At 70.7% G+C, this 21,516-nt stretch carries 18 protein-coding genes; 8 read left to right on the top strand and 10 right to left on the bottom strand.

The window, feature by feature from the left end; translation table 11 throughout:
* Window positions 1-388: 388 nt before the first annotated feature.
* From ACQEVG_RS31620 to ACQEVG_RS31595, 6 genes are all read left to right on the top strand, one after another.
* Entirely contained in the window at window positions 389-2,842 is a 2,454-nt protein-coding gene (locus ACQEVG_RS31620) for a glycosyltransferase (RefSeq protein ID WP_432990146.1), read from the top strand.
* Window positions 2,843-2,994: 152 nt separating this feature from the next.
* Window positions 2,995-4,527 (top strand): ArnT family glycosyltransferase, encoded by a 1,533-nt coding sequence (locus ACQEVG_RS31615; protein WP_432990144.1) that lies wholly within the window; start codon window positions 2,995-2,997, stop codon window positions 4,525-4,527.
* Window positions 4,524-5,741 carry an alkaline phosphatase family protein gene (locus ACQEVG_RS31610; RefSeq protein WP_432990142.1) on the top strand — a complete coding sequence of 406 codons (1,218 nt, stop codon included), beginning with the start codon at window positions 4,524-4,526 and terminating at the stop codon, window positions 5,739-5,741. The genes ACQEVG_RS31615 and ACQEVG_RS31610 overlap by 4 nt, the downstream gene beginning before the upstream one ends.
* Before the next feature lie 19 nt (window positions 5,742-5,760).
* Window positions 5,761-6,819, top strand: coding sequence for a hypothetical protein (locus ACQEVG_RS31605; protein WP_432990140.1), 1,059 nt, complete (start codon window positions 5,761-5,763; stop codon window positions 6,817-6,819).
* Window positions 6,816-7,904, top strand: a complete 1,089-nt coding sequence (locus tag ACQEVG_RS31600; protein WP_432990138.1) for an endo-1,3-alpha-glucanase family glycosylhydrolase — start codon at window positions 6,816-6,818, stop codon at window positions 7,902-7,904. Before ACQEVG_RS31605 ends, ACQEVG_RS31600 begins: the two co-directional genes overlap by 4 nt.
* Window positions 7,901-9,367 (top strand): fibronectin type III domain-containing protein, encoded by a 1,467-nt coding sequence (locus ACQEVG_RS31595; protein WP_432990136.1) that lies wholly within the window; start codon window positions 7,901-7,903, stop codon window positions 9,365-9,367. The genes ACQEVG_RS31600 and ACQEVG_RS31595 overlap by 4 nt, the downstream gene beginning before the upstream one ends.
* Here the strand turns inward: ACQEVG_RS31595 and ACQEVG_RS31590 are convergent.
* The 4 genes from ACQEVG_RS31590 to ACQEVG_RS31575 form a co-directional block, all read right to left on the bottom strand.
* A complete protein-coding gene (locus tag ACQEVG_RS31590) occupies window positions 9,357-10,928 on the bottom strand; it encodes an aldehyde dehydrogenase family protein (RefSeq protein WP_432990134.1) in 1,572 nt (523 codons plus the stop codon). The genes ACQEVG_RS31595 and ACQEVG_RS31590 overlap by 11 nt on opposite strands.
* Before the next feature lie 156 nt (window positions 10,929-11,084).
* Complete coding sequence (locus ACQEVG_RS31585; protein ID WP_432990132.1) at window positions 11,085-12,257, bottom strand: ROK family protein; 1,173 nt, start codon at window positions 12,255-12,257, stop codon at window positions 11,085-11,087.
* 151 nt (window positions 12,258-12,408) lie between these two features.
* Window positions 12,409-12,885, bottom strand: a complete 477-nt coding sequence (locus ACQEVG_RS31580; RefSeq protein WP_432990130.1) for an NUDIX domain-containing protein — start codon at window positions 12,883-12,885, stop codon at window positions 12,409-12,411.
* An 89-nt stretch (window positions 12,886-12,974) separates the two neighbouring features.
* Window positions 12,975-13,922 carry a beta-ketoacyl-ACP synthase III gene (locus ACQEVG_RS31575; protein WP_432990128.1) on the bottom strand — a complete coding sequence of 316 codons (948 nt, stop codon included), beginning with the start codon at window positions 13,920-13,922 and terminating at the stop codon, window positions 12,975-12,977.
* Between the two features lie 273 nt (window positions 13,923-14,195).
* Between ACQEVG_RS31575 and fdhD the strand changes: the two genes are divergently transcribed.
* On the top strand, window positions 14,196-15,071 hold the full coding sequence (gene fdhD / locus ACQEVG_RS31570) for a formate dehydrogenase accessory sulfurtransferase FdhD (RefSeq protein ID WP_432993048.1): 876 nt from the start codon (window positions 14,196-14,198) through the stop codon (window positions 15,069-15,071).
* 120 nt (window positions 15,072-15,191) lie between these two features.
* Here fdhD and ACQEVG_RS31565 read toward each other — a convergent pair whose 3' ends face one another.
* The 4 genes from ACQEVG_RS31565 to ACQEVG_RS31550 all read right to left on the bottom strand — a co-directional run bounded on the left by ACQEVG_RS31565 (window position 15,192) and on the right by ACQEVG_RS31550 (window position 18,695).
* Window positions 15,192-16,556: a PP2C family protein-serine/threonine phosphatase gene (locus ACQEVG_RS31565; RefSeq protein WP_432990126.1), complete on the bottom strand. Its 1,365-nt coding sequence runs from the start codon at window positions 16,554-16,556 to the stop codon at window positions 15,192-15,194.
* 160 nt (window positions 16,557-16,716) lie between these two features.
* Window positions 16,717-17,091, bottom strand: a complete 375-nt coding sequence (locus ACQEVG_RS31560) for a hypothetical protein (RefSeq protein WP_432990124.1) — start codon at window positions 17,089-17,091, stop codon at window positions 16,717-16,719.
* A 60-nt stretch (window positions 17,092-17,151) separates the two neighbouring features.
* Window positions 17,152-17,571 carry a (2Fe-2S) ferredoxin domain-containing protein gene (locus ACQEVG_RS31555; RefSeq protein WP_432990122.1) on the bottom strand — a complete coding sequence of 140 codons (420 nt, stop codon included), beginning with the start codon at window positions 17,569-17,571 and terminating at the stop codon, window positions 17,152-17,154.
* Complete coding sequence (locus tag ACQEVG_RS31550) at window positions 17,568-18,695, bottom strand: bile acid:sodium symporter family protein (protein WP_432990120.1); 1,128 nt, start codon at window positions 18,693-18,695, stop codon at window positions 17,568-17,570. Before ACQEVG_RS31550 ends, ACQEVG_RS31555 begins: the two co-directional genes overlap by 4 nt.
* Before the next feature lie 125 nt (window positions 18,696-18,820).
* On the opposite strand from ACQEVG_RS31550, the gene ACQEVG_RS31545 reads away from it, so the two are divergent.
* Window positions 18,821-19,723: a LysR substrate-binding domain-containing protein gene (locus tag ACQEVG_RS31545; protein WP_432990118.1), complete on the top strand. Its 903-nt coding sequence runs from the start codon at window positions 18,821-18,823 to the stop codon at window positions 19,721-19,723.
* Here the strand turns inward: ACQEVG_RS31545 and ACQEVG_RS31540 are convergent.
* Window positions 19,710-20,393 carry a hypothetical protein gene (locus ACQEVG_RS31540; protein ID WP_432990116.1) on the bottom strand — a complete coding sequence of 228 codons (684 nt, stop codon included), beginning with the start codon at window positions 20,391-20,393 and terminating at the stop codon, window positions 19,710-19,712. The genes ACQEVG_RS31545 and ACQEVG_RS31540 overlap by 14 nt on opposite strands.
* 80 nt (window positions 20,394-20,473) lie before the next feature.
* Complete coding sequence (locus ACQEVG_RS31535; protein WP_432990114.1) at window positions 20,474-21,454, bottom strand: AsnC family transcriptional regulator; 981 nt, start codon at window positions 21,452-21,454, stop codon at window positions 20,474-20,476.
* Between the last annotated feature and the right edge of the window lie 62 nt (window positions 21,455-21,516).

Here is a 21,516-nt window from a genome sequence, read left to right as displayed (position 1 = left end):
GGACCGGAAGAGATTAATCCTGATGTAACCGGCCATGGCCGAGATGATGCCTTTGCCGTACGCGCGGATACGCCCGGGCGGGGCGGGTGGGACAGCCGGAGACGGCCGTGAATACACAGCACCCTCGAAGGTAAACACCACGCTAATTACCGTGGGATACGCCGCGAACACTCAGCGAAGTGACCGGCCGCGCTGCTAGCGTCGTGTGCCGTTCGGGCCCCTGACCATGGAGCCGCGTTCCAGTACGTGAGTAGGTACGTCCCCGCGCCGCGTCGAGACCGTACGCCGCCAGGGGCATCCGCTACAGGTGCCCGCCACTGGTCCGTCTCGTCGGTCCTTCCTCACGGCTGGGCACCCCCTCAACCCGGTTTTCCCAGGGGGGGATTCCATGGCGCACATCGTTGATGCCCGTACGAAGACGGACGGGTCCGAGGTCTCCGCGGTCGACGAAGTCTTCGACATGGGCGGCGGTGCCGGCGCACTCGCGCCGCCCCGGCTGACCGTCCTCGTCCCCACCCGCAATGAGCAGGAGAGCGTGCCGCTGCTGCTCGACCGGCTCGGGCGGGCTGCCGCGCCGCTCGGCGCCGAGATTCTGTTCGTGGACGACAGCGACGACGGGACGGTGCAGGAGGTCAGGTCGCTCTCGGCCAACTGCCCCGTTCCGGTACGGCTGCTGCACCGGCCGCCGGGGCTGCGCGGGGGTGGGCTCGGGGGCGCCGTCGTCGCCGGCTTGCGCCATACCCGCGGGGCCTGGGTGCTGGTGATGGACAGCGATCTGCAGCATCCGCCCGAGGCGGCGGCGCTGCTGGCCCGTACCGCGATGCGCGAGGGAGTCGACATCGCCGTCGGGACCCGCTACGCCGGCCGGGGCGCGGCGGCGGGGCTCGAATCAGCGGCGCGGGTGGCGACGTCCGGCGGAGCAACTCGTCTGGTCAAGGCGGTCTTTCCGCGGCTGCTGGCGACCGTGAGCGATCCGCTCAGCGGGCTGTTCGCCTTCCGCCGGGACGCGATAGACACGGACCGGCTCAATCCGCTCGGTTTCAAAATCCTGCTGGAGATTCTCGTACGCCATCCGTCGGCCCGGGTCGCGGAGGTCGCGTACTCCTTCGCGCCCCGTGCGGCCGGACACTCGAAGGCCTCCCTGAGGGAAGGGCTCGCCTTCGTCCGGCACCTGGGAAGGCTGCGCCGCGGCCGGCTGGCCGGGCAACTGCGCCACGAACGCGACGGACACCAGTGGATACGCATGGGCGCGTTCGGTGTCGTGGGCCTGTCCGGGGTGGCAGTCAACACTGCCTTCCTGTGGGCGTTCTTCGAGGTGCTGGGAGTGCATCACCTTCTTGCCGCAGCGCTCGCCACCCAGTTCTCCACCGGATGGAACTTCCTGCTCACCGAAGGACTGATCTACCGCGGCCGGCGGCCGGGCACCCGGACAGGCCGGGCCGGGCGGTTCTTCGCCCTCAACAATGTGCTGATGCTTGCCCGGCTCCCGCTCATCCAGTGGCTGGTGCTGGCGGGTACCGGGGTGCTCACCGCGAACGCCGCCACGCTCTTCCTGCTCTTCCTGCTGCGCTTCTTCGTCAGCGACCGGGTGATCTACGGCGAGGGGGAACGCGAACGGCGTGACCCGGTGCGGATGCTGGTCGATCCGGCGCCCGCCGCTCCCGTCGTGCAGGCGAAGAAGCGGCCCGTGTATCTGCCGTACCGCTACGACGTGGCGGGGACGGTGACGATCGGATCCCAGATCCAGCTGCCCGAGCTGGAGTTCTTCCGCGCCCAGTGGGTACCGGACGGCGAGGTCGACATCGCGGTACGGGTCGGGGACGTGGGGCGGCGCGGCATGCGCCGCCGGGCCGCGCTCACTGAACAGGACGCTCCCGCGGCGCTCAGGTACGAGGAGCATCTGGGGCGGTTGGGCGCCAACTTCCGGGTCCACCTCGGACCGCCCATCACTGTCGAGGTCGGGCCGCTGCTCGCCCGGTCCCCGCACGTCGTCTACACCAACATCGTCGAGGCGCTGCTCCGGTTCGTGCTCATCTCGCGCGGGCGGATGCTGCTGCATTCGGCGTGCGTTGAGCTCGACGGACACGGCGTGATGCTGTCCGCCCTCACCGACACCGGCAAGACCGCGACGATCCTGCGCCTGCTGCGCGAGCACGGCGGGCGGTTCCTGTCCGACGACATGACGGTCGTCGACGCGAGCGGCACAGCGGTGTGCTTCCCCAAGCCGCTCACCATCAGCTCCCACACGCTGCGGGCGGTGCAGGCGGAGGACCTGACGAGCAAGGAGTGGCGACGGCTCAACTTCCAGTCGCGGCTGCACTCCAAGGGCGGCCGGTCCATCGCGCTGATGCTGAGCCGCTTCAACCTGCCCATCATGGGCATCAACGCGCTCACCCAGATCCTGGTACCGCCGCCCAAGTACAGCGTGGACCGGCTTGTGCCGTGCCGGCTCGGCAGCTCCACCCAGGTGCGGGACCTGTTCATCATCGAGCGCGGCGCGCCGCGGCTCGCCGACCTCGACGGCACTTCGGCCCTGGAGCAGATGCTGGTCAACACCGAGGACGCCTACGGATTCCCGCCGTACCGCTATCTCGCCCCCGCGCTGCGCATCAACGGCATGGACTACGACCGGCTGCGGGATCGCGAACGGGAGATTCTCGCCGGATTCCTCTCGGGCGTACGGACGCGGGTGCTGGCGTCGGACTGCTTCGGGTGGGCGGACGAGATCCCGCGGCTGCTCGCTGAAGAGCGCAATGGTTATGTCGGGCCGCGCTCCGCGGTCGAGGCCTGGCCGCGGTGGGGCATCCGGGTGGCGCCCGGCTCCGCCGGGTCCGCCGCGTGAGGGAGCGGTCTGTGCGCAAGGACGGTCCCGCACCGGGGCCGGATGGTGGTCAGGCCCTTGGCCAGGGAGCGGGGCACGGAGCGCGCCCCGCGACCAGCGACCCGGCCCCCCTGAGCAGGGGCACCGTCACTCCGCCCGGCGGCGGACGTACGGTGCCCCGCACCCCGGCGCCCGCGGGCGCCGGGGTGCGGGGAGCCCTGCTGCGGGCCGCGCCGCTGACGGCGGTGCTGCTCGTGGCGGGGTTCCTCCGCTTCTGGCGGCTGACGGACACCGGGCTCAACAGCGACGAGGCGGTCTACACCGGCACGGCCGCCTCGCTCGCGGGGGACAGCGACCTGGGCGCGCTCTTCCCGGTGTTCCGAGCGCACCCGGTGCTCTTCCAGTCGGTGCTCTCGCTTGCGCTGCGCGTGCATCCGGGCGACTGGACGGCGCGTGCGGTGCCCGCCGCGATCGGCGTCGTCACCGTCGCGCTCACCTGTGCGCTGGGGCGGCGACTGTACGGACACAGGACGGGCCTCGTCGGCGCACTGCTGCTCGCGGTGATGCCGTACCACGTGGTCGTCAGCCGCCAGGTGCTGCTCGACGGGCCGATGACACTGGGCACGACCGCGACGCTGTACTGCGTGGTGCGGTGCGCCGAATCGCCCGCGCCGAGGCAGTCGGGAGGAGGTGGCCGGCCCGCCGGCCACCTCCTGGCAGCGGGCGGGGCGTTGGGACTGGCGGTGCTGGCCAAGGAGACGTCGGCCGTACTGCTCGGTTCGCTGTACGCCTTCTTCGCGCTGACCCCGGCCGTACGGATGCGGGTGCGGCATCTGCTGCCTGCGCTCGCTGCGGTGGGTGCGGTGGTGCTCGCGCATCCGCTGTCGCAGCAGCTGGCCGGGCACCGGAGCGCGGGTGGCAGCTATCTGTTGTGGCAGATGTTCCGGCCGGCCAATCATCCGCTTGCGTTCTATGCCGTCGAAGTGCCGCCCGCGGTCGGGGTGTTGGTGCTGGTGGCCGCGTTCGGCGGGCTGGTGTGGCTGCGGCGCGAGAACACCTGGCGGGAGCGGCTGCTGCTGTGCTGGATCGCCGTACCGCTGTTGTTCTTCACGGTGTGGCCGGTCAAGGGCTTCCAGTATCTGCTGCCCGCCGCGCCGGTCCTCGCGGTCCTGGCCGGGCGCACGCTGGCCGCGCTCCACCTCGACGCACGGGGGCGGGCGGGGCGCGCGCTGGCCGTCCTCGTCGGGTGCGCGGTGGCCGGCTCGCTGGCCCTGCCCGCCTGGGCGGAGACCGCGCCCCCCACCGGGACGCGCTTCCTCGCCGGGTCCGGCGGACTGCCCGGGGGGCGGGAGGCGGGTCTGTGGGTGCGCGGTCATGCGCCGCAGGGGGCCCGGTTGCTGGCGATCGGGCCGTCGATGGCGAACGTGGTGCAGTTCTACGGGCGTCGGCCGGTCTCCGCGCTGTCGGTCAGTTCCGATCCGCGTCGTCGCAATCCGAGTTACCGGGCCGTGCCGAATCCGGACCGGGCGATGCGGGACGGCAGGTTCCAGTACGTGGTGTGGGACGCATACACGGCGCGCCGGACACCCTTCTTCACGGGTAAGGCGACGACGCTGGTGGAGCGGTACCACGGGCGTGAGGTCTTCACGGCGCGGGACGGCGAAGGCCGGGCGCTGGTGGTCGTGTTCCAGGTGAGGGCGTCATGAGGTTGCTGTGGACGGTGCTGGTCGGGCTGATCGTGGTGCTTGTGCCGGTCTCCGCTCCGGCGTGGGCGGCGGACGGGCCCACACCGCGCACGCCGATCAGGCACTTCGTCTATCTGATGCAGGGCGACCGGACCTTCGACCACTACTTCGGTACGTATCCGGGGGCCAACGGCATCCCCGCCGGCGTCCGCATGCCACGCGATCCGGCGCGGCCGGCGGCCGGCTCCGTCGCTCCGCACCCGCTGAGCGGGAAGCCGCCGGTGACGCTCGCTGCCGGGCACAGTGTCATCGCCGCGCAGTACAACAAAGGGGCAATGAACGGCTTCGTCGCGGCGTACGAGAGGCAGGGGCGAGACGGTGCGGCGGCGATGGGGTACTACGACCGGCGCGATCTACCCGTCCACTGGAACGCTGCCGACCGTTATGTACTGTTCGATCGGTTCTTCGCGTCGTCGCAGGACGGGATCCGCACCAACCGCGCGTTCTGGGTGGCGGGGCGGCCCGATGCCGGGGCGCCGACGATCTTCGACCGGCTGAACGTGGCGGGCGTGAGCTGGAAGTTCTATGTGCAGGACCACGAGGCGGGGCGCAAGACCGTGCGGGTGCCGCTGGCGGCGGACGATCCGCATGTGGTCGATCTCGACGAGTACTACTGCGACTTGGAGCGAGGAACACTGCCGGCCGTCGCGTACATCGCGAGTTCGGGCGCGAGCGAGCGGTCGGCACGGTCTGTGCCGGCCGGGCAGCAGCTGGTGCGGTCACTGGCGACGCAGTTGATGCTGAGCCGCTACTGGGGGTCGTCGGCGCTGCTGTGGTCGTACGACGGGTCGGGAGGCTGGTACGACCATGTGAAGCCGCCCGCGGGAAACGGATTCCGGGTCCCGGCGGTGCTGGTCAGCCCGTATGTGGCGCGGGGCAAGGTGGACCATACGGCGCTGGATGCGGCGAGTGCGCTGCGGTTCGTGGAGGAGAACTGGCGGCTGCGAACGCTCGGCGGGCGCGTCGCGTCGGCGAACAGCCTTGGTTCGGCCTTCGACTTCGCGTCGCCGCCGCGGACCGCGGAGCTGATCCCGGACGGGTCCACGACCGCGCCGCCGCCTGCCCGCCCCGTCGACAGCGCCCTGGTGTACGGGGTGTACGGAGGTGCGGTGGGGGTGGCGGCCGTGGCACTGGGCGCGGCGGGACGGTGGAGGCGGCGTGATGGGGCTGCCTAACGGGGCGCGACGACGGTGGATGTCCCCCACCCCGCCCCTTCCCGACACCGCACGCGCTGAGCGGGGCGCCCTCGCGGTTCGGGTCGTCGTGGCCTTCATGGCCGCGCTCGCCGTGTGGGCCGGGGTGGCCGTCACCCCCACGTACGCCGCTCCCCGGCGGAGTGTGACCGTGACTCTGCGGACCACGCCCGTCCTTGCCGGAGTGCGGTTTGTGTTCGACGGACGGGTGTTGACCACCGACGCGCGCGGCATCACGTCGTACACCGGGTCGCATGACTTCGAGCCGCACCGGCTGGAACTCGGCAGCACCTCCCTCACCACCGGCACCGCGCGATACCGGTTCGAGCGCTGGGCCGGTCAGCGGGATCCCGATCAGGCGTACCGCCGCGTCGTCGGCGGGCTGCCGCTGAGGGCCGACTACACCGTGACGGCCGCCTTCACCGCCGGGTTCCAGGTCGTGCTTCGATGCGTGGACCAGCAGGGGCGACCGGTCGACGGTGGACGCATCACGTCGATGACCGTACGCAGTGATACGGGCCATCTGCAGGAGGTGCCCGTCGGGCGACCCGTGTGGCTGGCCGGGCTCCTCGTCGTGTACCGGAGAAGTCAATTGACCACGCGTCAGCTGACCTACTCGGTACAGACAGCGATGTCCGCCGGAACGAACACGGTCGACGCGGGGCGGCAGCGGTTCACACCCGCGCGGAGCGCCGAGGTCGTGGTGACAACGCCGTTCCACGATCTGACGGTCACCGCGCGCGACGCGGTCTTCGCCGGGCCGGCGGGTAGCGCCGTCAAGGTGACGCTGCCCGACGGGTCGGTACGGACGGCGCCGTTCGGCGCGGATCACAGGGCCACCATCGGCAGACTGCCACGCGGGCCCTACCAGGTGGGGATCTTGGGGGCCAGCGGGCAGGCCGCCACACAGCAGGTGCGGCTGTCCCGTTCACAGAAGGTGGAGCTGCGCGTGGTGAGCCGCCTCGACCTGGCGACGGCCGCCGGCGGAGCGCTGCTGATGGCTGCGGCGCTGCTGCTGGCGGGCAGGCTGCTGCGCCGCCGAGAAAGGCGTGCGGAATGAGACGTGTCGCGTGGTGCCTGGCCGTGATGAGTCTGCTGGTCCTGGGGACGGCGCTCCCCCCGACCACGGCCCCGGCGGCCCGCGTGCCCGTACTCGCTTACTACTACCAGTGGTTCGAGGCCCACTCCTGGCAGCGTGCGAAGACCGACTACCCGCGCCTCGGCCGCTACTCGAGCGATGATGCCGACGTCGTCACGACCCACATCCGGTGGGCGCGCTCGGCCGGCATCGACGGGTTCGTCGTCAGCTGGAAGAGCAGCCCGGCGAACAACCGGCGGCTTGCCCTGCTGCTGTCCCGCGCCCGGGAGCAGGACTTCAAGGTAGCCGTTATCTATCAAGGGCTCGACTTCACCCGGCGGCCGCTGCCCGTCGCCCGGGTCGCGGCCGACTTCGCACTGCTGCGAGACCGCTACGCCGCCGACCCGGCCTTCTTCCGCCTCGACGGCAAGCCGCTCACCGTGTTCAGCGGGACATGGGAGTACGCCAGGCCCGAGGTCGAGCAGGTCACGGCGCCCGTACGGGACACGCTCCTCGTGCTCAGCACCGAGAAGAACACGGATGGTTACCGCCGTCTGGCAGCCGTCACCGACGGGGACGCCTACTACTGGTCCTCGGTGAACCCCGAGACGAACACCCAGTACGCCACCAAGCTCAAGGCGATGGGCGAGGCAGTCCACCAGGAGAACGGCTACTGGCTGGCGCCCTTCGCGCCCGGCTTCGACGCCCGCACGGTCGGTGGCAAGAAGCAGGTGCCGCGCCGCGACGGGCGCACGCTGCGCACCGAGTACGCGACGGCCGCGGCCTCCGCACCGGATGCACTCGGGCTCATCAGCTGGAACGAGTTCAGCGAGAACTCGCACATCGAGCCGTCCGTCGGCCACGGCACGCGCTATCTCGACGTCGTACGCGAACTGCGCGGCCCGGACGGACGGCCGCCCGTGGCCGTCTCCGAGCCGGCCGACGGACCGCGAGGCCCGCAAGGGCCCGACTACCTGCCCAATGCCCTGCGGCTCGCGGGGTGCGTCGCCGTACTCGTCGGCTCGGTGACGGTACTTGCACGACTGAGAAGAAGGAGACATTCATGATCAGAGCGACCACTGCCACCCGCGCCGTACTCGCCCTCGCCCTGGGGGCCAGTGCGGCGCTGTTCGTCGCGAGACCCGCGCAGGCCGATCTGCCGGGCGCCGACCCCCAGTTGACCCGCGCCCCCTATCTCACCGACGTCACCACCACGTCCGTGCAGGTGAGCTGGGCGACGACCACCCAGAGCCGGGGCGTCGTGCGGTACGGCCCGCTCGGCGACTGCGCCTCGCAGACCGCCACCTCCACCGCCCTCGGCAGCCCGATCACCGTGGGGACGCAGCGCCAGTACAGCAATACGGTCGCGTTGACCGGGCTCTCGGCGAGCAGCGGCTACTGCTACCGCGTCTACACGGGCGGTGCCGGCCCGGTCGATCTGCTGGGCACACTCGCCACCCCGTCCTTCACCACCCTCGACCCGGCGGACAGCGCCGCGCCGTTCACCTTCGCCGTACTCGGCGACACCGGGGAGACCACCAACAGCGGCGTCAACGACGGCTCGGTCAATGTTCACCAGTCACAGGTGCACGCGCTGGTGGGAGCCGCAGGAGCGCGGTTCGTGATGCAGACCGGCGACATCACCCACCCGGGCACCTCACAGACGCAGTACGGCGATCTCTTCCAGACCGGGCCGGATGTCAGCTCGTGGTTCGGGCCCTCCTACTGGGCGCAGCCCGGGATGACGCTGCCGCTCTTCGCGACCGTCGGCAACCACTCCATGACCAGCACCTTCACCTCGGTGTGGAAGGAACCGGCGACGACCGCGGCGTCGGGCGGAGTCTTCGACCTGGTGAGCTATCCGTCGTATCTGGGCTCCAGCCCGATCAGCTATCCGACGACGTACTACGCCTTCACCACGGGCGGGGTCCGCTTCTACGTACTGGACACGGCATGGGGGAACAGCAATACGGGAAGCGCGACGGGCGGGTCCTGCGGCTCGCACTGCAAGATCTACCAGCTGGACGCGCTGGCGCACTGGCAGCCCGGCTCGGCCGAGTACCAGTGGCTGGCCGCCGATCTCGCGGCGCATCCGACGGGGCCGAAGTTCGCGTTCTTCCACTTCCCGCTGCACTCGGACAGCGCGAGCGAGCCGAGCGACTCCTTCCTCTCCGGGGTGGAGAACCTGCTCGTACAGAGCGGCGTGGATCTGGTCTTCAACGGCCACTCGCACATCTACCAGCGCAATACGGCGGGGCCGGGCGGCCTTGTCTCGTATGTGACGGGCGGCGGTGGTGCCGATGTCAGCTCCGTGGGCACGAGCGGGTGTGCGGCCACCGATGCGTACGCCCTGGGGTGGTCGTACAGCCGGAACCGAGGCTCGGCCTGTGGCGCGGCCCCGGTCCCGACGGACGATGCGCAGGTCTACCACTTCCTGAAGGTGCTGGTGGACGGCACCTCGGTGACGGTGACGCCCACCAACTCGCTCGGGCAGACCTTCGACGTACGGACCTATACGGTCACGGGATGAGCCGGTAGTCGGGGAAGTTGCCGGGCAGCCGCTCCCCCGCCGGGCCGTCGGTCACGGCACGGACCAGCAGCTCGCCGCCGACGAAGGCGCCCCGCCAGGACGCCCCGAAGCCGCCGAAGAGTTCGTCGCGGTCGCCCCGGGAACGGGGCTTTCCGTGGCCCGTCTTGAAGGCACGGATCTGCGGGGCAAGCCGCCGGTACGTACCCTGGTCGTCGGTCGAAAGGGTCGCGACCAGCGCGCCGTTGGAGGCGTTCATCGCGGCGAGCAGCTCCGCCTCCGTGTCGACCAGGACGATCGTGTCGACCGGTCCGAACGGCTCCGCATGGTGCAGCGGCGAGGACGGCGGCGGCCCCAGCAGGGTCACCGGCGGCAGATACGCCGAGGTGTCCTGGCCCGCCAGGAACGGGCCGTCGGCCAGGGTGCCCCGGTGCAGGGGCACGGCTCCCCGGTCGATGGCCTCGGCGACCTGGTCGCCCAGCTCCTTGGCCTTCGCCGCGTTGATCAGCGGGCCGAAGTCCAGCGCCGGCAGCGGGTCGGACGGGTTCTCGACCGCCAGCGGGTGGCCGGTGCGGATGGAGCGTACGGCGGGGAGATAGGCCGCCAGGAAGTCTGCGAACAGTTCGCGCTGGACGACGAAACGCGGGTACGCGGTGCACCGCTGCTTGCCGTAGTCGAAGAGCTTGGGGATCACGGCGGTGAGGGCGTCCCAGTCGCTGTAGTTCCAGATGCCCCAGGTGTTCAGGCCCTCCTGCTCCAGGATGTGCCGCTTGCCGAGGTCGGCGACCGCGGTGGCGATACGGGCCCCGGTGTCGCGGCCGCCCACGAAGGAGACGCAGCCGATCTCCGGGGAGCGGACGAGCGCTTCGGAGAGCCGGCCGCCGCTGCCGCTGACCAGGGTGATGGGGATGCCTTCGCGGGCGGCGAGTGCGCTCGCGAGGGTGAGGCAGGCGACGCCGCCGTCGGTCGGGGTCTTGGCGATGACCGCGTTGCCCGCCAGTGCCTGCACGAGCATGGCGTGGACGAGGACGGACATTGGGTAGTTCCAGCTGGCGATGTTGGAGACCGGGCCGGTCAGCGCGGTGCGCCCGGCCAGCATCGGCTCGATTCCGGCGACGTACCAGCGCACTCCGTCGATCGCACGGTCGACGTCGGCCTGGGCGAGCCGCCACGGCTTGCCGATCTCCCAGACCAGCAACAGGGCGAGCAGTTCGCGGTGTTCGGTGAGCGCGTCGAGGGCGGCGGCGACGCGGGCCCGGCGCTCGTCGATGGGTACGTGCCGCCAGGCGCGGTGCTCGTCGAGCGAGGCCCGCACCGCCTGCTGGGCAGTGGCGGCGTCCAGCCGCGGCGGGCCCGCGATGGGGCTTCCGTCGACCGGACTGGTGGCGGGCAGGGTGCTGCCGTCGGCCTGCCAGCTCGCCGACCAGAGGTTCAGTGCGCGGTCGTCCCGGAAGGCCTCGGGTGCGACGGCGAGGGCGCGCTGCCAGGCGTCGGACCAGGCTGTGCCGGGCTTGAGGGTGAGAGTCGCTGCGGTGGGAGTGGCTGCGGTGAGGGTGGGTGCCATGAGGGTGGTCTCCGCTCGGAAGGGGGCGGGAGGGGCCGGACGGTGGGCCGTGAGTGGGTGGCACGCACTCGGCTTGCTGATGTGGTCGGCGATGTACGCCGCGGCGCGCTCCTCGATGTCACGCGGACGAGAAACCTATCTCCCCCAGCTCGTACATCAGTTGACAGTGAGCGTGCCCGACTCGGAGACGAGTCCCACGCGACCTGCGGCGGGCCGAGGCCGTGCGAACCAGCAGTCCTTCTCGCGCAGCGAGTGCAGGTGCTCGCTGGACTTCCGCGCGAACGCGGACGACTCCACGGGGTTGTCGTGTTCGGTCTGCCAGTGGTGGTCGCGGTAGCCGCCGGGGGTCTTGTTCACCGCGGAGATGAAGCGCTTGTAGTCGATGTCTCCGTCCCCGACGTCGACCATCCGGTAGCCGTCGCTGGCGGCGTCGTCGTGGACGCCGTCCTTGACGTGGAAGAGCGGGTAGCGGTGGGGCTGCTTCAGCACATAGCGCAGCGGATCGAAGGGCGCGGGAGTCCCGTGGGCGCGCTTGCTGAAGCGGAACTGGCCCACGTGCGCACAGTAGATGTCCATCTCCAGATGGACCAGCTCGGGATCGGTCTCGCCGGACTGGTGGATCCGGCCGGCGAGAACAGATGGTCGCTGATCAGCCGGGCCGCGCCGGTCACTCCGGCGGCCGGCCACCAACTCGCCCAGGACGATCGGGAGATTGCCGGTCGCCAGCGGCAGCGACTGGCGGTAGACCTGGGTGCGTACGCTCGCCGGCAGCGTGTGACCGAGGCCGGTCACCCCGCCGCCGATCACCACGAGTCCGGGGTTGAAGAAGCTGACGAGTCCGGCGATGACCTGGCCGACGCGGTTGCCGCCCTCGCGGATGAGGTCGAGCGAGGTGGCGTCCCCGGCGGCAGCGGCGGCCGCCACATCGGCGGCCGTGAGCCGCCCCGCGCACTCGAGCCGGGTGGCGAGCTCGTCCGACCGGCCCGTGCGGGCCGCCTCCTCGGCGTCGCGGGCGAGCGCGGCACCGCTGAAGTGGGCCTCCAGGCAGCCGTTGTTGCCGCAGGCGCAGGCGCGTCCTTCCGGCTCGACCTGGATATGGCCGATGTCGCCCGCGCTGCCCGTCGTACCGCGGTAGGCCTCGCCACCGACCACGATGCCGCAGCCGATGCCCGTACCGATCTTGAGGCACAGGAAGTCGCCCACGGAGCGTGCGACGCCCGCGTGCTGTTCGCCCATCGCCATCAGGTTCACGTCGTTGTCGACCATGACGGGGCAGCCCAGTTCCTGGCTGAGCGCCTCGCGCACCGGGAAGCCGTCCCAGCCGGGCATGACCGGCGACGCGATCGGCACGCCCTCGGGAAAGCGGACCGGGCGTCTCCACACCCGGGACAAAGCCTCGCGCACTCGGCTCTCGCGGTGCGGGCGGCCGGCGCTGCGTAGACCCGCTCACGCAGCGGACGGGGGCGTTCCAGCCCGGGCGTCATCCCTGGCCGGTATCGAGCAGTTCCTCCAGCCGGTCGATGAAGACCCGCTGACCCGGCACCAGTTTCTGATGCGCCTCGTCCATGCCGGTCCATTCAGCACGGTCGATCTCGGGGAACTCCCGCATCCGGCCCGAGCGCATGGGCCACTCCATCGTGAAGGTGCCCGGCACCACCAGGTCCGTGTCGAGGTCACCCTCCAGCGCCCAGACGGTGACGATCTTGCCGCCCGGCTGCCGCGCATCGCCGAGCGGCAGCCATGCACCCTCGGGCGGCGCGAGACCCAGCTCTTCCTCGAACTCCCGTCGGGCGGCGGCCATCGGCTCCTCTTCCGGGGTGTACTCACCCTTCGGCACGGACCAGGCGCCGGCATCGCGGGCCTGCCAGAAAGGCCCTCCCATATGCCCGATGAGGATCTCGGTACCCGTACTCCGCCTGCGGAACAGCAGCAGGCCCGCGCTTCGCTTCACCGCCATGCCGTTCAGTCTGCCCCTGTTCGGCGACACTCCGCGCGCGTTCGGCAGCAGCCGGTGAGCACGCCGCCGTCGCCCGAGTGGCTGAGCACTCAGGGGCAGCGGATGACCTGACCCGCGTACGAGAGGTTGCCGCCGAAGCCGAAGAGCAGCACCGGGGCGCCCGACTCGATCTCGCCGCGCTCGACCAGCTTGGAGAGCGCCATCGGGATCGAGGCGGCCGAGGTGTTGCCGGACTGGACCACATCGCGGGCGATCACGGCGTTCACCGCGCCGATCTTCTGGGCGACCGGCTCGATGATCCGCAGATTCGCCTGGTGCAGGACAACAGCGGCCAGCTCCTCGGGAGTGACTCCGGCGCGGTCGCAGACCTTGCGGGCGATGGGCGGCAGCTGGGTGGTGGCCCAGCGGTAGACGGACTGGCCCTCCTGCGCGAAGCGGGGCGGGGTGCCCTCGATCCGTACCGCATGACCCATCTCCGGGACCGAGCCCCACAGGACGGGGCCGATCCCGGGCTCGGCGCCCGCGGCGGTCGCCTCGACGACCGCGGCGCCTGCGCCGTCGCCGACGAGCACACAGGTCGTACGGTCGCTCCAGTCGGTGATGTCGGCCATCTTGTCGGCCCCGATGACCAGCGCACGGGTCGCGGATCCGGCCCGTACGGCATGGTCGGCCGTGGCGAGCGCGTGCGTGAACCCGGCGCAGACGACATTGAGGTCCATGACGGCGGGCGAGCCCATGCCGAGCCGGGCCGCGACGCGGGCCGCGGTGTTCGGCGAACGGTCGATCGCGGTGGAGGTGGCGACCAGGACGAGGTCGATGTCGGCGGGCGCGAGACCGGCGGCGGCCAGCGCTTTCGCGCCGGCGTGCGCGGCCAGCTCGTCGACCGGCTCATCGGGTCCCGCCACATGCCGGGTCTCGATCCCGACCCGGCTGCGGATCCACTCGTCGCTCGTGTCGACCATGGCAGCCAGGTCTTCATTGGTGAGCACCTTGGCGGGCTGGTAATGGCCGAGCGCGACGACGCGTGAGCCGGTCATATTGTGGTCCCCCTCGTCGGAAACAGGAATTACCCAGTCTTGGCTGCTACCACCCGGTACGGCGGCATGTGATCCCACAGGATTCGGGGGGCTGAATTTGGAGCTTCCCGAAGGGTCCAACGACGCTTGACCGTCCGAAAAGCATTCTGTACACAATATTCCGTCGACGCTCACCCCTCCCTCGCCCCGCGGCGTGAGTCCGCCTGTGCAGGAGAATGAAGCCGTCCAGGGTTGCTTCGGCTGCCGGCACGTACAGAATCGGAATTGATCACCATGGGACGGGTCACCGAGCGCCGCCGCACCATCCGCATCAGGGACGGCGCTGTCACGTCCCGCCCGGACACCCTCGTGGCCGAGGAGCCGCTGGAGATCCGCCTGGGCGGCAAGCCGCTCGCCATCACCATGCGCACCCCCGGCGACGACTTCGCGCTCGCGGCGGGCTTCCTGGTCAGCGAGGGCGTGCTCGGCTCCGCGGCGGACGTACGCAACATCGTGTACTGCGCCGGGGCCAAGGACGACGGCACGAACACCTACAACGTGGTGGACGTCCAGCTCGCGCCCGGCGTCCCCGTCCCCGACATCACCCTCGAACGCAACATCTACACCACGTCCTCCTGCGGTCTGTGCGGCAAGGCGAGCCTCGACGCCGTACGCACCACCGCCCGCTTCCCGATCGCCGACACTCCCCCGGTCCGCGTCGAGCCCGCGCTGCTCGCCGGCCTTCCCGACCGGCTGCGGGCGGCACAGCGGGTCTTCGAGCGGACCGGGGGTCTGCACGCTGCCGCGCTCTTCTCCGAGGAGGGCGAGCTGCTCGACATACGAGAGGACGTCGGCCGTCACAACGCGGTCGACAAACTGATCGGCCGGGCGCTCCAGGACGGCCGGCTGCCGCTGTCCCGGGTGATCCTGCTGGTCTCGGGACGGGCCTCGTTCGAGCTGGCGCAGAAGGCGGTGATGGCCGGTATCCCCTTCCTCGCCGCGGTCTCCGCGCCCTCCTCGCTCGCCGTCGACCTGGCCGCCGAGACCGGTCTGACCCTGGTCGGCTTTCTGCGCGGCGCCAATATGAACGTGTACGCGGGCGACGAGCGCATCGCCCTGAGCACCGAGACCCGTCAGCGGACCACGTCCACGAAGACCGGGTTGGTGTAGCACCAGGTGTCCAGCCGTGGTCGGCAGCGGCGCTGGAACGGCGACAGTTGGGCGAAGAGTTGGTGACTGCGGGTGGCCGGATTCGGTCGGCCGCCCGGGCGGGGCGCCGATGTGCCGGCCTCAGTCGGCGGTGGCGGTGGCCGACTCGGGGCTTTCGTGGCGCGCGGGGATGCGGACGGCGATGAGTGCCACATCGTCGCTGCTGGCCTGTGCGAGGCCGGTGAGCAACTCGTCGCAGAAGGACTCCAGGGGTTCCTGGGCGAGCGCGGCGGCGTGCTGGCGCAGCCGAGCGGCGCCGCGGTCGAGGATTTCCGTGGGCCGTTCGATGAGGCCGTCGGTGTAGAACAGGACGGTGGAGTTCGACGGCAGGACTTCGGTGGCGTCAGGACGTAGTTGGTTGGAATCCACTCCCAACAGCATGCTGCGGCCCTCGGTCAGGAATCGCGTGTCGCCTTCCGCGGTGATCAGCAGCGGAGCGGGATGGCCCGCGGCGGCGTACTCCATCCTCCACCGCTGATGCTCGTCGGGCTTCTCCAGCAGTGCGTAGATGCAGGTCAGAGTCTGGTGAGGGTAGAGAATGCCGATAGCCGCGTCCAGCCGGCCAAGGATCTTGCCCGGTGGCTCTTTGCGGTCGCAGGCGATGCCGCGCAGCATGTTGCGCATATGGCTCATGGTCACGGTGGCCTGCAGGTCGTGGCCGGCGACGTCTCCGATGATGAGGGTCATGGCACCGCCGGGCAGCACGAACGAGTCGTACCAGTCACCGCCGACCTGGGAGGTGGCCAGGGCGGGCTGGTAGCGGGCGGCCAACTCGAGATGGCCGTCGGTGGGCAGATCGGGCAGCAGGGAACGTTGGATGCGCTCCCCTGTGTGCTGGACCTCCGCGTGCAGACGTGCGTTCTCGACGGCGAGCGCGACACGGTGTGCCAGGTCCTCCGCCAGCGGAAGAGTGTCCTCGTCCAGCGCACCGGTGGTCCCCGTACGTGCCAGGGTCAGGGCGCCCAGCACCTGGCGGCGGGCCCGCAGCGGCGCGATCACCACCGTGTCGGCTCCCAGGTGGTCGAAGAGTTCCAGCTCCCTGGCGCGGAGTGGATCGACCGCGCAGTCGGGTGCGGTGAACTCTGTGACGAGCAGTGGTCCGGCGCCCCGCAGCGCGCGTGCCACCGAGGCAGTCGATTCCTCGGACACGGGTGGCAGCTCACCCTCGTACAGGCCGGGTGACAGCACATCCGGCTCACGGTGCTCGACCACGTGCCGGCGCAGCCGGCCGTGCTCGTCGCGCAGATCCACCGCGCACCAGTCGGCGAGACCCGGCACCAGCGTGCGGCACAGGCGTCGCAGACCCTCGTCGATGTCGAGGGTGCTGGCCAGCGCCTCAGAGGCGTTGGTCAGCAACGTCAGCCGGTCCAGGGCGTGCTGCACTGCCCGGTCCACCTCAACGATGGCCTCGGTCGGCTCGTCGTGACCGTGCGACTGCGAACCCATGCACCTGCACCTCTTCCGCCTCTGCCGGTCCGCCGCGGCGAACGCAACCCCGCCAGGCGGCCGGGAGCGGCCAGGGGTTCCTGACTCCATGCTGCAGCTCGGGCGGGGCTTCAGCCGTTACCAGTGGGCGGGCGGCGCGACACAGTCGAGGGCAACCTGCTCAGTGGTCGGAATAACTGAAGTCCCCTACGGTCCAGGCGCTCACGTCCTTGATGGCGATCCGGTACATACCGCCGGTCTCCGGAATCCCGAGACTGCCCTGGAGGATCCTCGCGACATGAAAGTGCAGGTGCGAGGGTTGGTCGCCGCGCTGGGCGGAGGCGCCCGCCCCGGCGTTCACAAAAATGGTGGCGAACGGGCCGAGCCGGTCCGAATCCTTGAGGACCTCAGCCACCCGCGTCCTCCACATGGCCTCAGGAGCCAGCCGTCCGGTGATGACGGCGCCGGGGACAACCACGGTCAGGGACATCTGATTGGTTTGCTCCGACTCCACCATGGCGGCGACGTCGACGAGCAGATCATCAGGCTTCGACATGAGTACTGATTCTACTCTGCAGGCGACGGCCGGAAGGGCCGGAGCCCGGTTCCCAGTGCTTCAGTCGCGGCGCGAGGCGCGGGCGCGGCGCCGGGTCTCCGCCGGGGCCGGGATCGTCTGGAGTTCGAGCGTGGCCGGAAGTTCCGCGACGCCCGGGCCGCCCGCCCGCACCCAGGCCAGGATGTCGTCCGTCGCGTCGTCGTCCAGCGCCCAGCCGATCCAGGCGGCGCGAGCTCCTCGACGGCGGCCATCCGTGGAGGGCTGGACCACGATCACATTCGCCTGGCCGCAGGGCCCGAGGCAGTCGCTCGTGCGCACCGCGAGCCGCCCGCCGGAGTCCGCGGCGGCCTCGCGCAGCCTGGCGAGCTGGCCCTCGTGGTCGGTGCCGGGGTTCTTGCGGGCGTCACCGCAGCAGCAGCCGCGGCATACGACCAGGGTGCAGGGGCGGGGCCCGAAGGGGCGTATGGCGTACGTCGTCACCCGGCGATCTTGTCAGTCGCAGGGCGCGTCGGGGTCGGCGATGCGCCCCGGCGGGGCGAGGAATTGGTCACGTTCGGCAAGGGTTCTTGCCCGAACTGGCCGTGATCCACGAGTCGATGACCTCCCGCGTCCCCGGGAGCAGCCACCGCCCCCGCATCCCGCGACCTGCGCTTCGCCAGCACCGCACACACCATCAACTGCATCTGATGAAAAAGCATCAACGGCAGCACAGCCACCCCTGCCTGCGCCCCGAACAGCACACTCGCCGTCGGCAGCCCCGCCGCCAAGCTCTTCTTCGACCCCGCGAACTGGATCGCAATCCGGTCCGCCCGCCCGAACCCCAGCCGCTTCGCCCCGTACCACGTCAGCAGAAGCATCGCCGCCAGCAGCACCGCCTCCACCCCCAGCAGTGCCGTCAGCCGCACCGCAGTCACCTGGTGCCAGACGCCCGCGACCATGCCCTCGCTGAAGGCCGTATAGACGACCAGCAGGATCGACCCCCGGTCGACATACCCGAGCGCCCTCTTCCGGCGCGTCAGGAACCCGCCGACCCACCGCCTCAGCAGCTGCCCCGCCAGGAACGGCACCAGCAGTTGCAGAACGATCTTGATCAGCGAGTCCGTGGAGAAGCCGCCCGCGCTCCCGCCCAGCAGGAGCGCCGCCAGCAGTGGTGTGAGCACGATGCCGGCGAGGCTGGAGAAGGAGCCCGCGCAGATCGCCGCCGGCACATTGCCGCGCGCGATCGAGGTGAAGGCGATCGAGGACTGGATCGTCGACGGGACGAGACAGAGGAACAGCAGCCCGCTGTACAGCTGCGGGGTGAGCACCTGGGGCTCGAGGACCCGCGCCGCGAGGCCCAGCAGCGGGAAGGCCAGGAACGTCGCGGCCAGCACCGTCAGATGGAGCCGCCAGTGCCGCAGCCCCTCCAGCGCCTCGCGCGTCGACAGTCGCGCGCCGTACAGGAAGAAGAGCAGCGCCACAGCCCCGGTCGACGCCCCGCCCACCACCTCGGCGGCCGCACCCGACGCCGGGATCAGTGCCGCGAGGCACACCGTCCCCAGCAGCGCCATGATGTACGGATCTACCGGCAGCCAGGACGGCAACTGCAGCGTGCGGCGGCTCATATGCTCACTTTGCTCTCGGTACGGGTCGCGCCCCCTCCATGCTCCTCCCGGCCGGACCGATCGGGAATCCCGTACAGCGCTCTGACTGTCATCACGAATGGCGATGGCGGGGCTACCCTCGAAGGGTGTACGACCCGGCCCAGCTGCGGACCTTCCTCGCGGTGGCGCAGACCCTGAGTTTCACCCAGGCGGCGCGCCGCCTCGGGCTGCGGCAGTCGACGGTGAGCCAGCATGTGCGGCGGCTCGAGGACGCGGCCGGGCGGCAGCTGTTCGCGCGGGACACGCACAGCGTGGAGCTCACTGAGGACGGCGAAGCGATGCTCGGCTTCGCCCGTACGATCCTGCGGGCGCACGAGCGCGCGTCCGAGTACTTCACGGGGACACGGCTGCGCGGGCGGCTGCGCTTCGGGGTCTCCGAGGACTTCGTGCTGACCCGGCTCCCGGAGATCCTTCAGTCGTTCCGCCGCGATCACCCCGAGGTCGATCTGGAGCTCACCGTCGAGCTCTCCGGCACGCTGCACAAGCGCCTTGAGGCGGGCCGTCTCGATCTGGTGCTCGCCAAACGGCGCACCGGTGACACCCTCGGCGAGCTCGTCTGGCAGGACACCCTGACCTGGATCGGCGCCCGGCAGCTGCGGCTCGACCCGGACCGCCCGGTGCCGCTGATCGTCTTCCCGCCGCCCGGCATCACGCGCGCCCGCGCGCTGGAAGTGCTTGAGGCCAACGGCCGCGCCTGGCGCATCGCCTGTACGAGCACCAGCCTGAGCGGCCTGATCGCGGCGGCACAGGCCGGTCTCGGCGTGATGGCCCACACCCGCGGTCTGATCCCGCCGGGCCTGGTCCAGGTCCCCGCCCGCGCGGACCTGCCCGAACTGGGCGACGTGGACTTCGTACTGCTGCACAACCGTCGCGCGGGCGCGCACCATGGCGCTCAGGAGGCGGCGGATGCGCTGGCCGCGTCGATCCTCGCGGGCGGCGACCGGCTGCACCGCCCGGCCGGGCCGCGGCCGCCGGTCAGTCGCCGGTGAAGTCCGTCAGCACGCAGCCCTCCACCAGCGCCTTCTCCTTCTTGTAGCCGCTCGGGACGGCGAAACTCGGGTTGCAGTTGAGGATGAGCAGCTGCGACTGGCCGAGTCCGCGGACCTCGTCACTGCCGACCGCCACCACCGCGAAGTCCTGACCGATGGCGAAGCCGCCGTTCAGTCCGGCCTCCGGGTCATCCTTGAACTGCTTGTACAGATCGGCCTTGTAGGCCCCCTGGAACTTCTTCATGTCGCTCACCATGAAGATCCGGGTCCACTGATCCCGGTGGCCGGTGCTGCACACACCCCGCTCCGTCACGCCCCAGCCGGCGTCCTTTTCGCTGTCGCCGCTGTAGAAGCGCTCGTCGTCGGGGCGGGTTCCGAGATCCTTGCAGCGGGAGTACGTGGCGACATAGTCGAAAGCGGCCTTCATGCTGCCCGCGACGGGCAGGCCGTCGAAGCCGGTGGCGTCGTCCGGCGCGGAGCCATTGACCCCACCGTTCTTGGTGGGGTTCTCGAGGGTGCCTTCCTTGGGGTCCGCCGGATTGTCGCCCTGCGCCTGGCCGGTGCCCGCACCGGCGCCGTTCACCGCGTCCGGCGGTGTCATGCCGCCGCTTCCGCAGGCGGTGAGCACGAACAGGGCAGCGGCAGCAGTGAACAGTGGTTTCGTACGCATGGATGTGACCAGCCCCCGAGTGAACGACCTTGGACGGCCGCGACTTTAGAGTGATCATCATGTCCACGGCAAACCGGGCTTCAGCGGCGCTCCTCGTACCTCAGCTGCTTGACCGTCCGCAGCACCGGGGCGCACTCCACATGCTGTACGCCCGCCAGCCGGCCGAGGCTCTCGTTCAGATAGCGGTAGACGGATTGCGTGTCACGGCAGACGATCACCGCGACCACATTGGAGTGGCCGGCCGTCGCGGCGGCGAAGGCCACCTCGGGATGGGTTGCGAGCGCGCGGCCGACCGTCTCGAGGGCCGAGGGCGCCGCGGTGATCCACAGCAGGGCGCGGGTGCCGTAGCCGAAGGCGTCGGTGTCGAACTGCACATCGATGAAGAGCGCGCCGGAGCGCCGGAGTTGGTCGAGCCTGCGGCGTACGGCGGACTCCGAGCGGCCGGTGGCCTTCTGCAGCTCGGGGAAGGACGCCCGGCCGTCGGCTTCGAGGGCGGTGACCAGCGGTTCGTCGTCGTCGGTGATGCTTGTGACGCCGTCGGGGGCGGGCGGCTCGTCGAACACCGGCCGCAGCGCGTCGGCCTGGTCGGGAGTGAGCGCGCCCTGTTTGGCCAGCCAGCCGGACGGTCCGCCGTAGAAGCCGTGCAGCAGCTGGTGGGCGCGGATCTCGACGATGCTCGGGGTGCGCGGAAGCTTGCCGAGGAGCAGTTCGTCGTGCTCGCCGCGGGTCCGCATCCGGGTCATGCCGACCACCTCAGTACCGCCCGAGGCGAGGCCGATCCAGGCGGTGTCCGGACGGCGTGCGAGAGCGCGGGCGATGGCGTCCGCGGCGTCGGGGGTGCAGCGCAGCCGCAGCATCCACCGCTCCTGGCCGAGGCGTTCGACGTCGCGTACGCCGACCACGCGTACGCCGACTTCTGCGCGCAGCCGCCGGAAGCGCCGGGCAACCGTCTGGTCGGAGACGCCGAGTACTGCGGCGAGCCGGCTGAAGGGGGCGCGTCCGTCGATGTCCAGCGCGTGCAGCAGTTGGCGGTCGAGTGCGTCCGGTGCGTGTGATTCCACCGCTGAAACGCCTTTCGGTGTCGGGTTCCGGCTCCGGTTGGTGATCGACTGCGGGATCACGG

The organism is Streptomyces sp. CA-135486 (genome assembly GCF_050936555.1).
GTDB lineage: Bacteria > Actinomycetota > Actinomycetes > Streptomycetales > Streptomycetaceae > Streptomyces.
Note: the sequence above shows the minus strand (reverse complement) of the source record. Positions and strands in the feature narration are given on the sequence as shown.

Bases quoted from the DNA above. Each gene is read 5' to 3' on its own strand.
- ACQEVG_RS31605 (WP_432990140.1), top strand. From the start codon at position 5,761: ATGTCCCCCACCCCGCCCCTTCCCGACACCGCACGCGCTGAGCGGGGC.
- ACQEVG_RS31565 (WP_432990126.1), bottom strand. From the start codon at position 16,556: ATGGGTTCGCAGTCGCACGGTCACGACGAGCCGACCGAGGCCATCGTT.
- ACQEVG_RS31585 (WP_432990132.1), bottom strand. From the start codon at position 12,257: ATGCCCGGCTGGGACGGCTTCCCGGTGCGCGAGGCGCTCAGCCAGGAA.
- fdhD (WP_432993048.1), top strand. From the start codon at position 14,196: ATGGGACGGGTCACCGAGCGCCGCCGCACCATCCGCATCAGGGACGGC.
- ACQEVG_RS31580 (WP_432990130.1), bottom strand. From the start codon at position 12,885: ATGGCGGTGAAGCGAAGCGCGGGCCTGCTGCTGTTCCGCAGGCGGAGT.
- ACQEVG_RS31595 (WP_432990136.1), top strand. From the start codon at position 7,901: ATGATCAGAGCGACCACTGCCACCCGCGCCGTACTCGCCCTCGCCCTG.
- ACQEVG_RS31575 (WP_432990128.1), bottom strand. From the start codon at position 13,922: ATGACCGGCTCACGCGTCGTCGCGCTCGGCCATTACCAGCCCGCCAAG.
- ACQEVG_RS31610 (WP_432990142.1), top strand. From the start codon at position 4,524: ATGAGGTTGCTGTGGACGGTGCTGGTCGGGCTGATCGTGGTGCTTGTG.
- ACQEVG_RS31620 (WP_432990146.1), top strand. From the start codon at position 389: ATGGCGCACATCGTTGATGCCCGTACGAAGACGGACGGGTCCGAGGTC.
- ACQEVG_RS31540 (WP_432990116.1), bottom strand. From the start codon at position 20,393: ATGCGTACGAAACCACTGTTCACTGCTGCCGCTGCCCTGTTCGTGCTC.
- ACQEVG_RS31590 (WP_432990134.1), bottom strand. From the start codon at position 10,928: ATGGCACCCACCCTCACCGCAGCCACTCCCACCGCAGCGACTCTCACC.
- ACQEVG_RS31600 (WP_432990138.1), top strand. From the start codon at position 6,816: ATGAGACGTGTCGCGTGGTGCCTGGCCGTGATGAGTCTGCTGGTCCTG.
- ACQEVG_RS31550 (WP_432990120.1), bottom strand. From the start codon at position 18,695: ATGAGCCGCCGCACGCTGCAGTTGCCGTCCTGGCTGCCGGTAGATCCG.
- ACQEVG_RS31560 (WP_432990124.1), bottom strand. From the start codon at position 17,091: ATGTCGAAGCCTGATGATCTGCTCGTCGACGTCGCCGCCATGGTGGAG.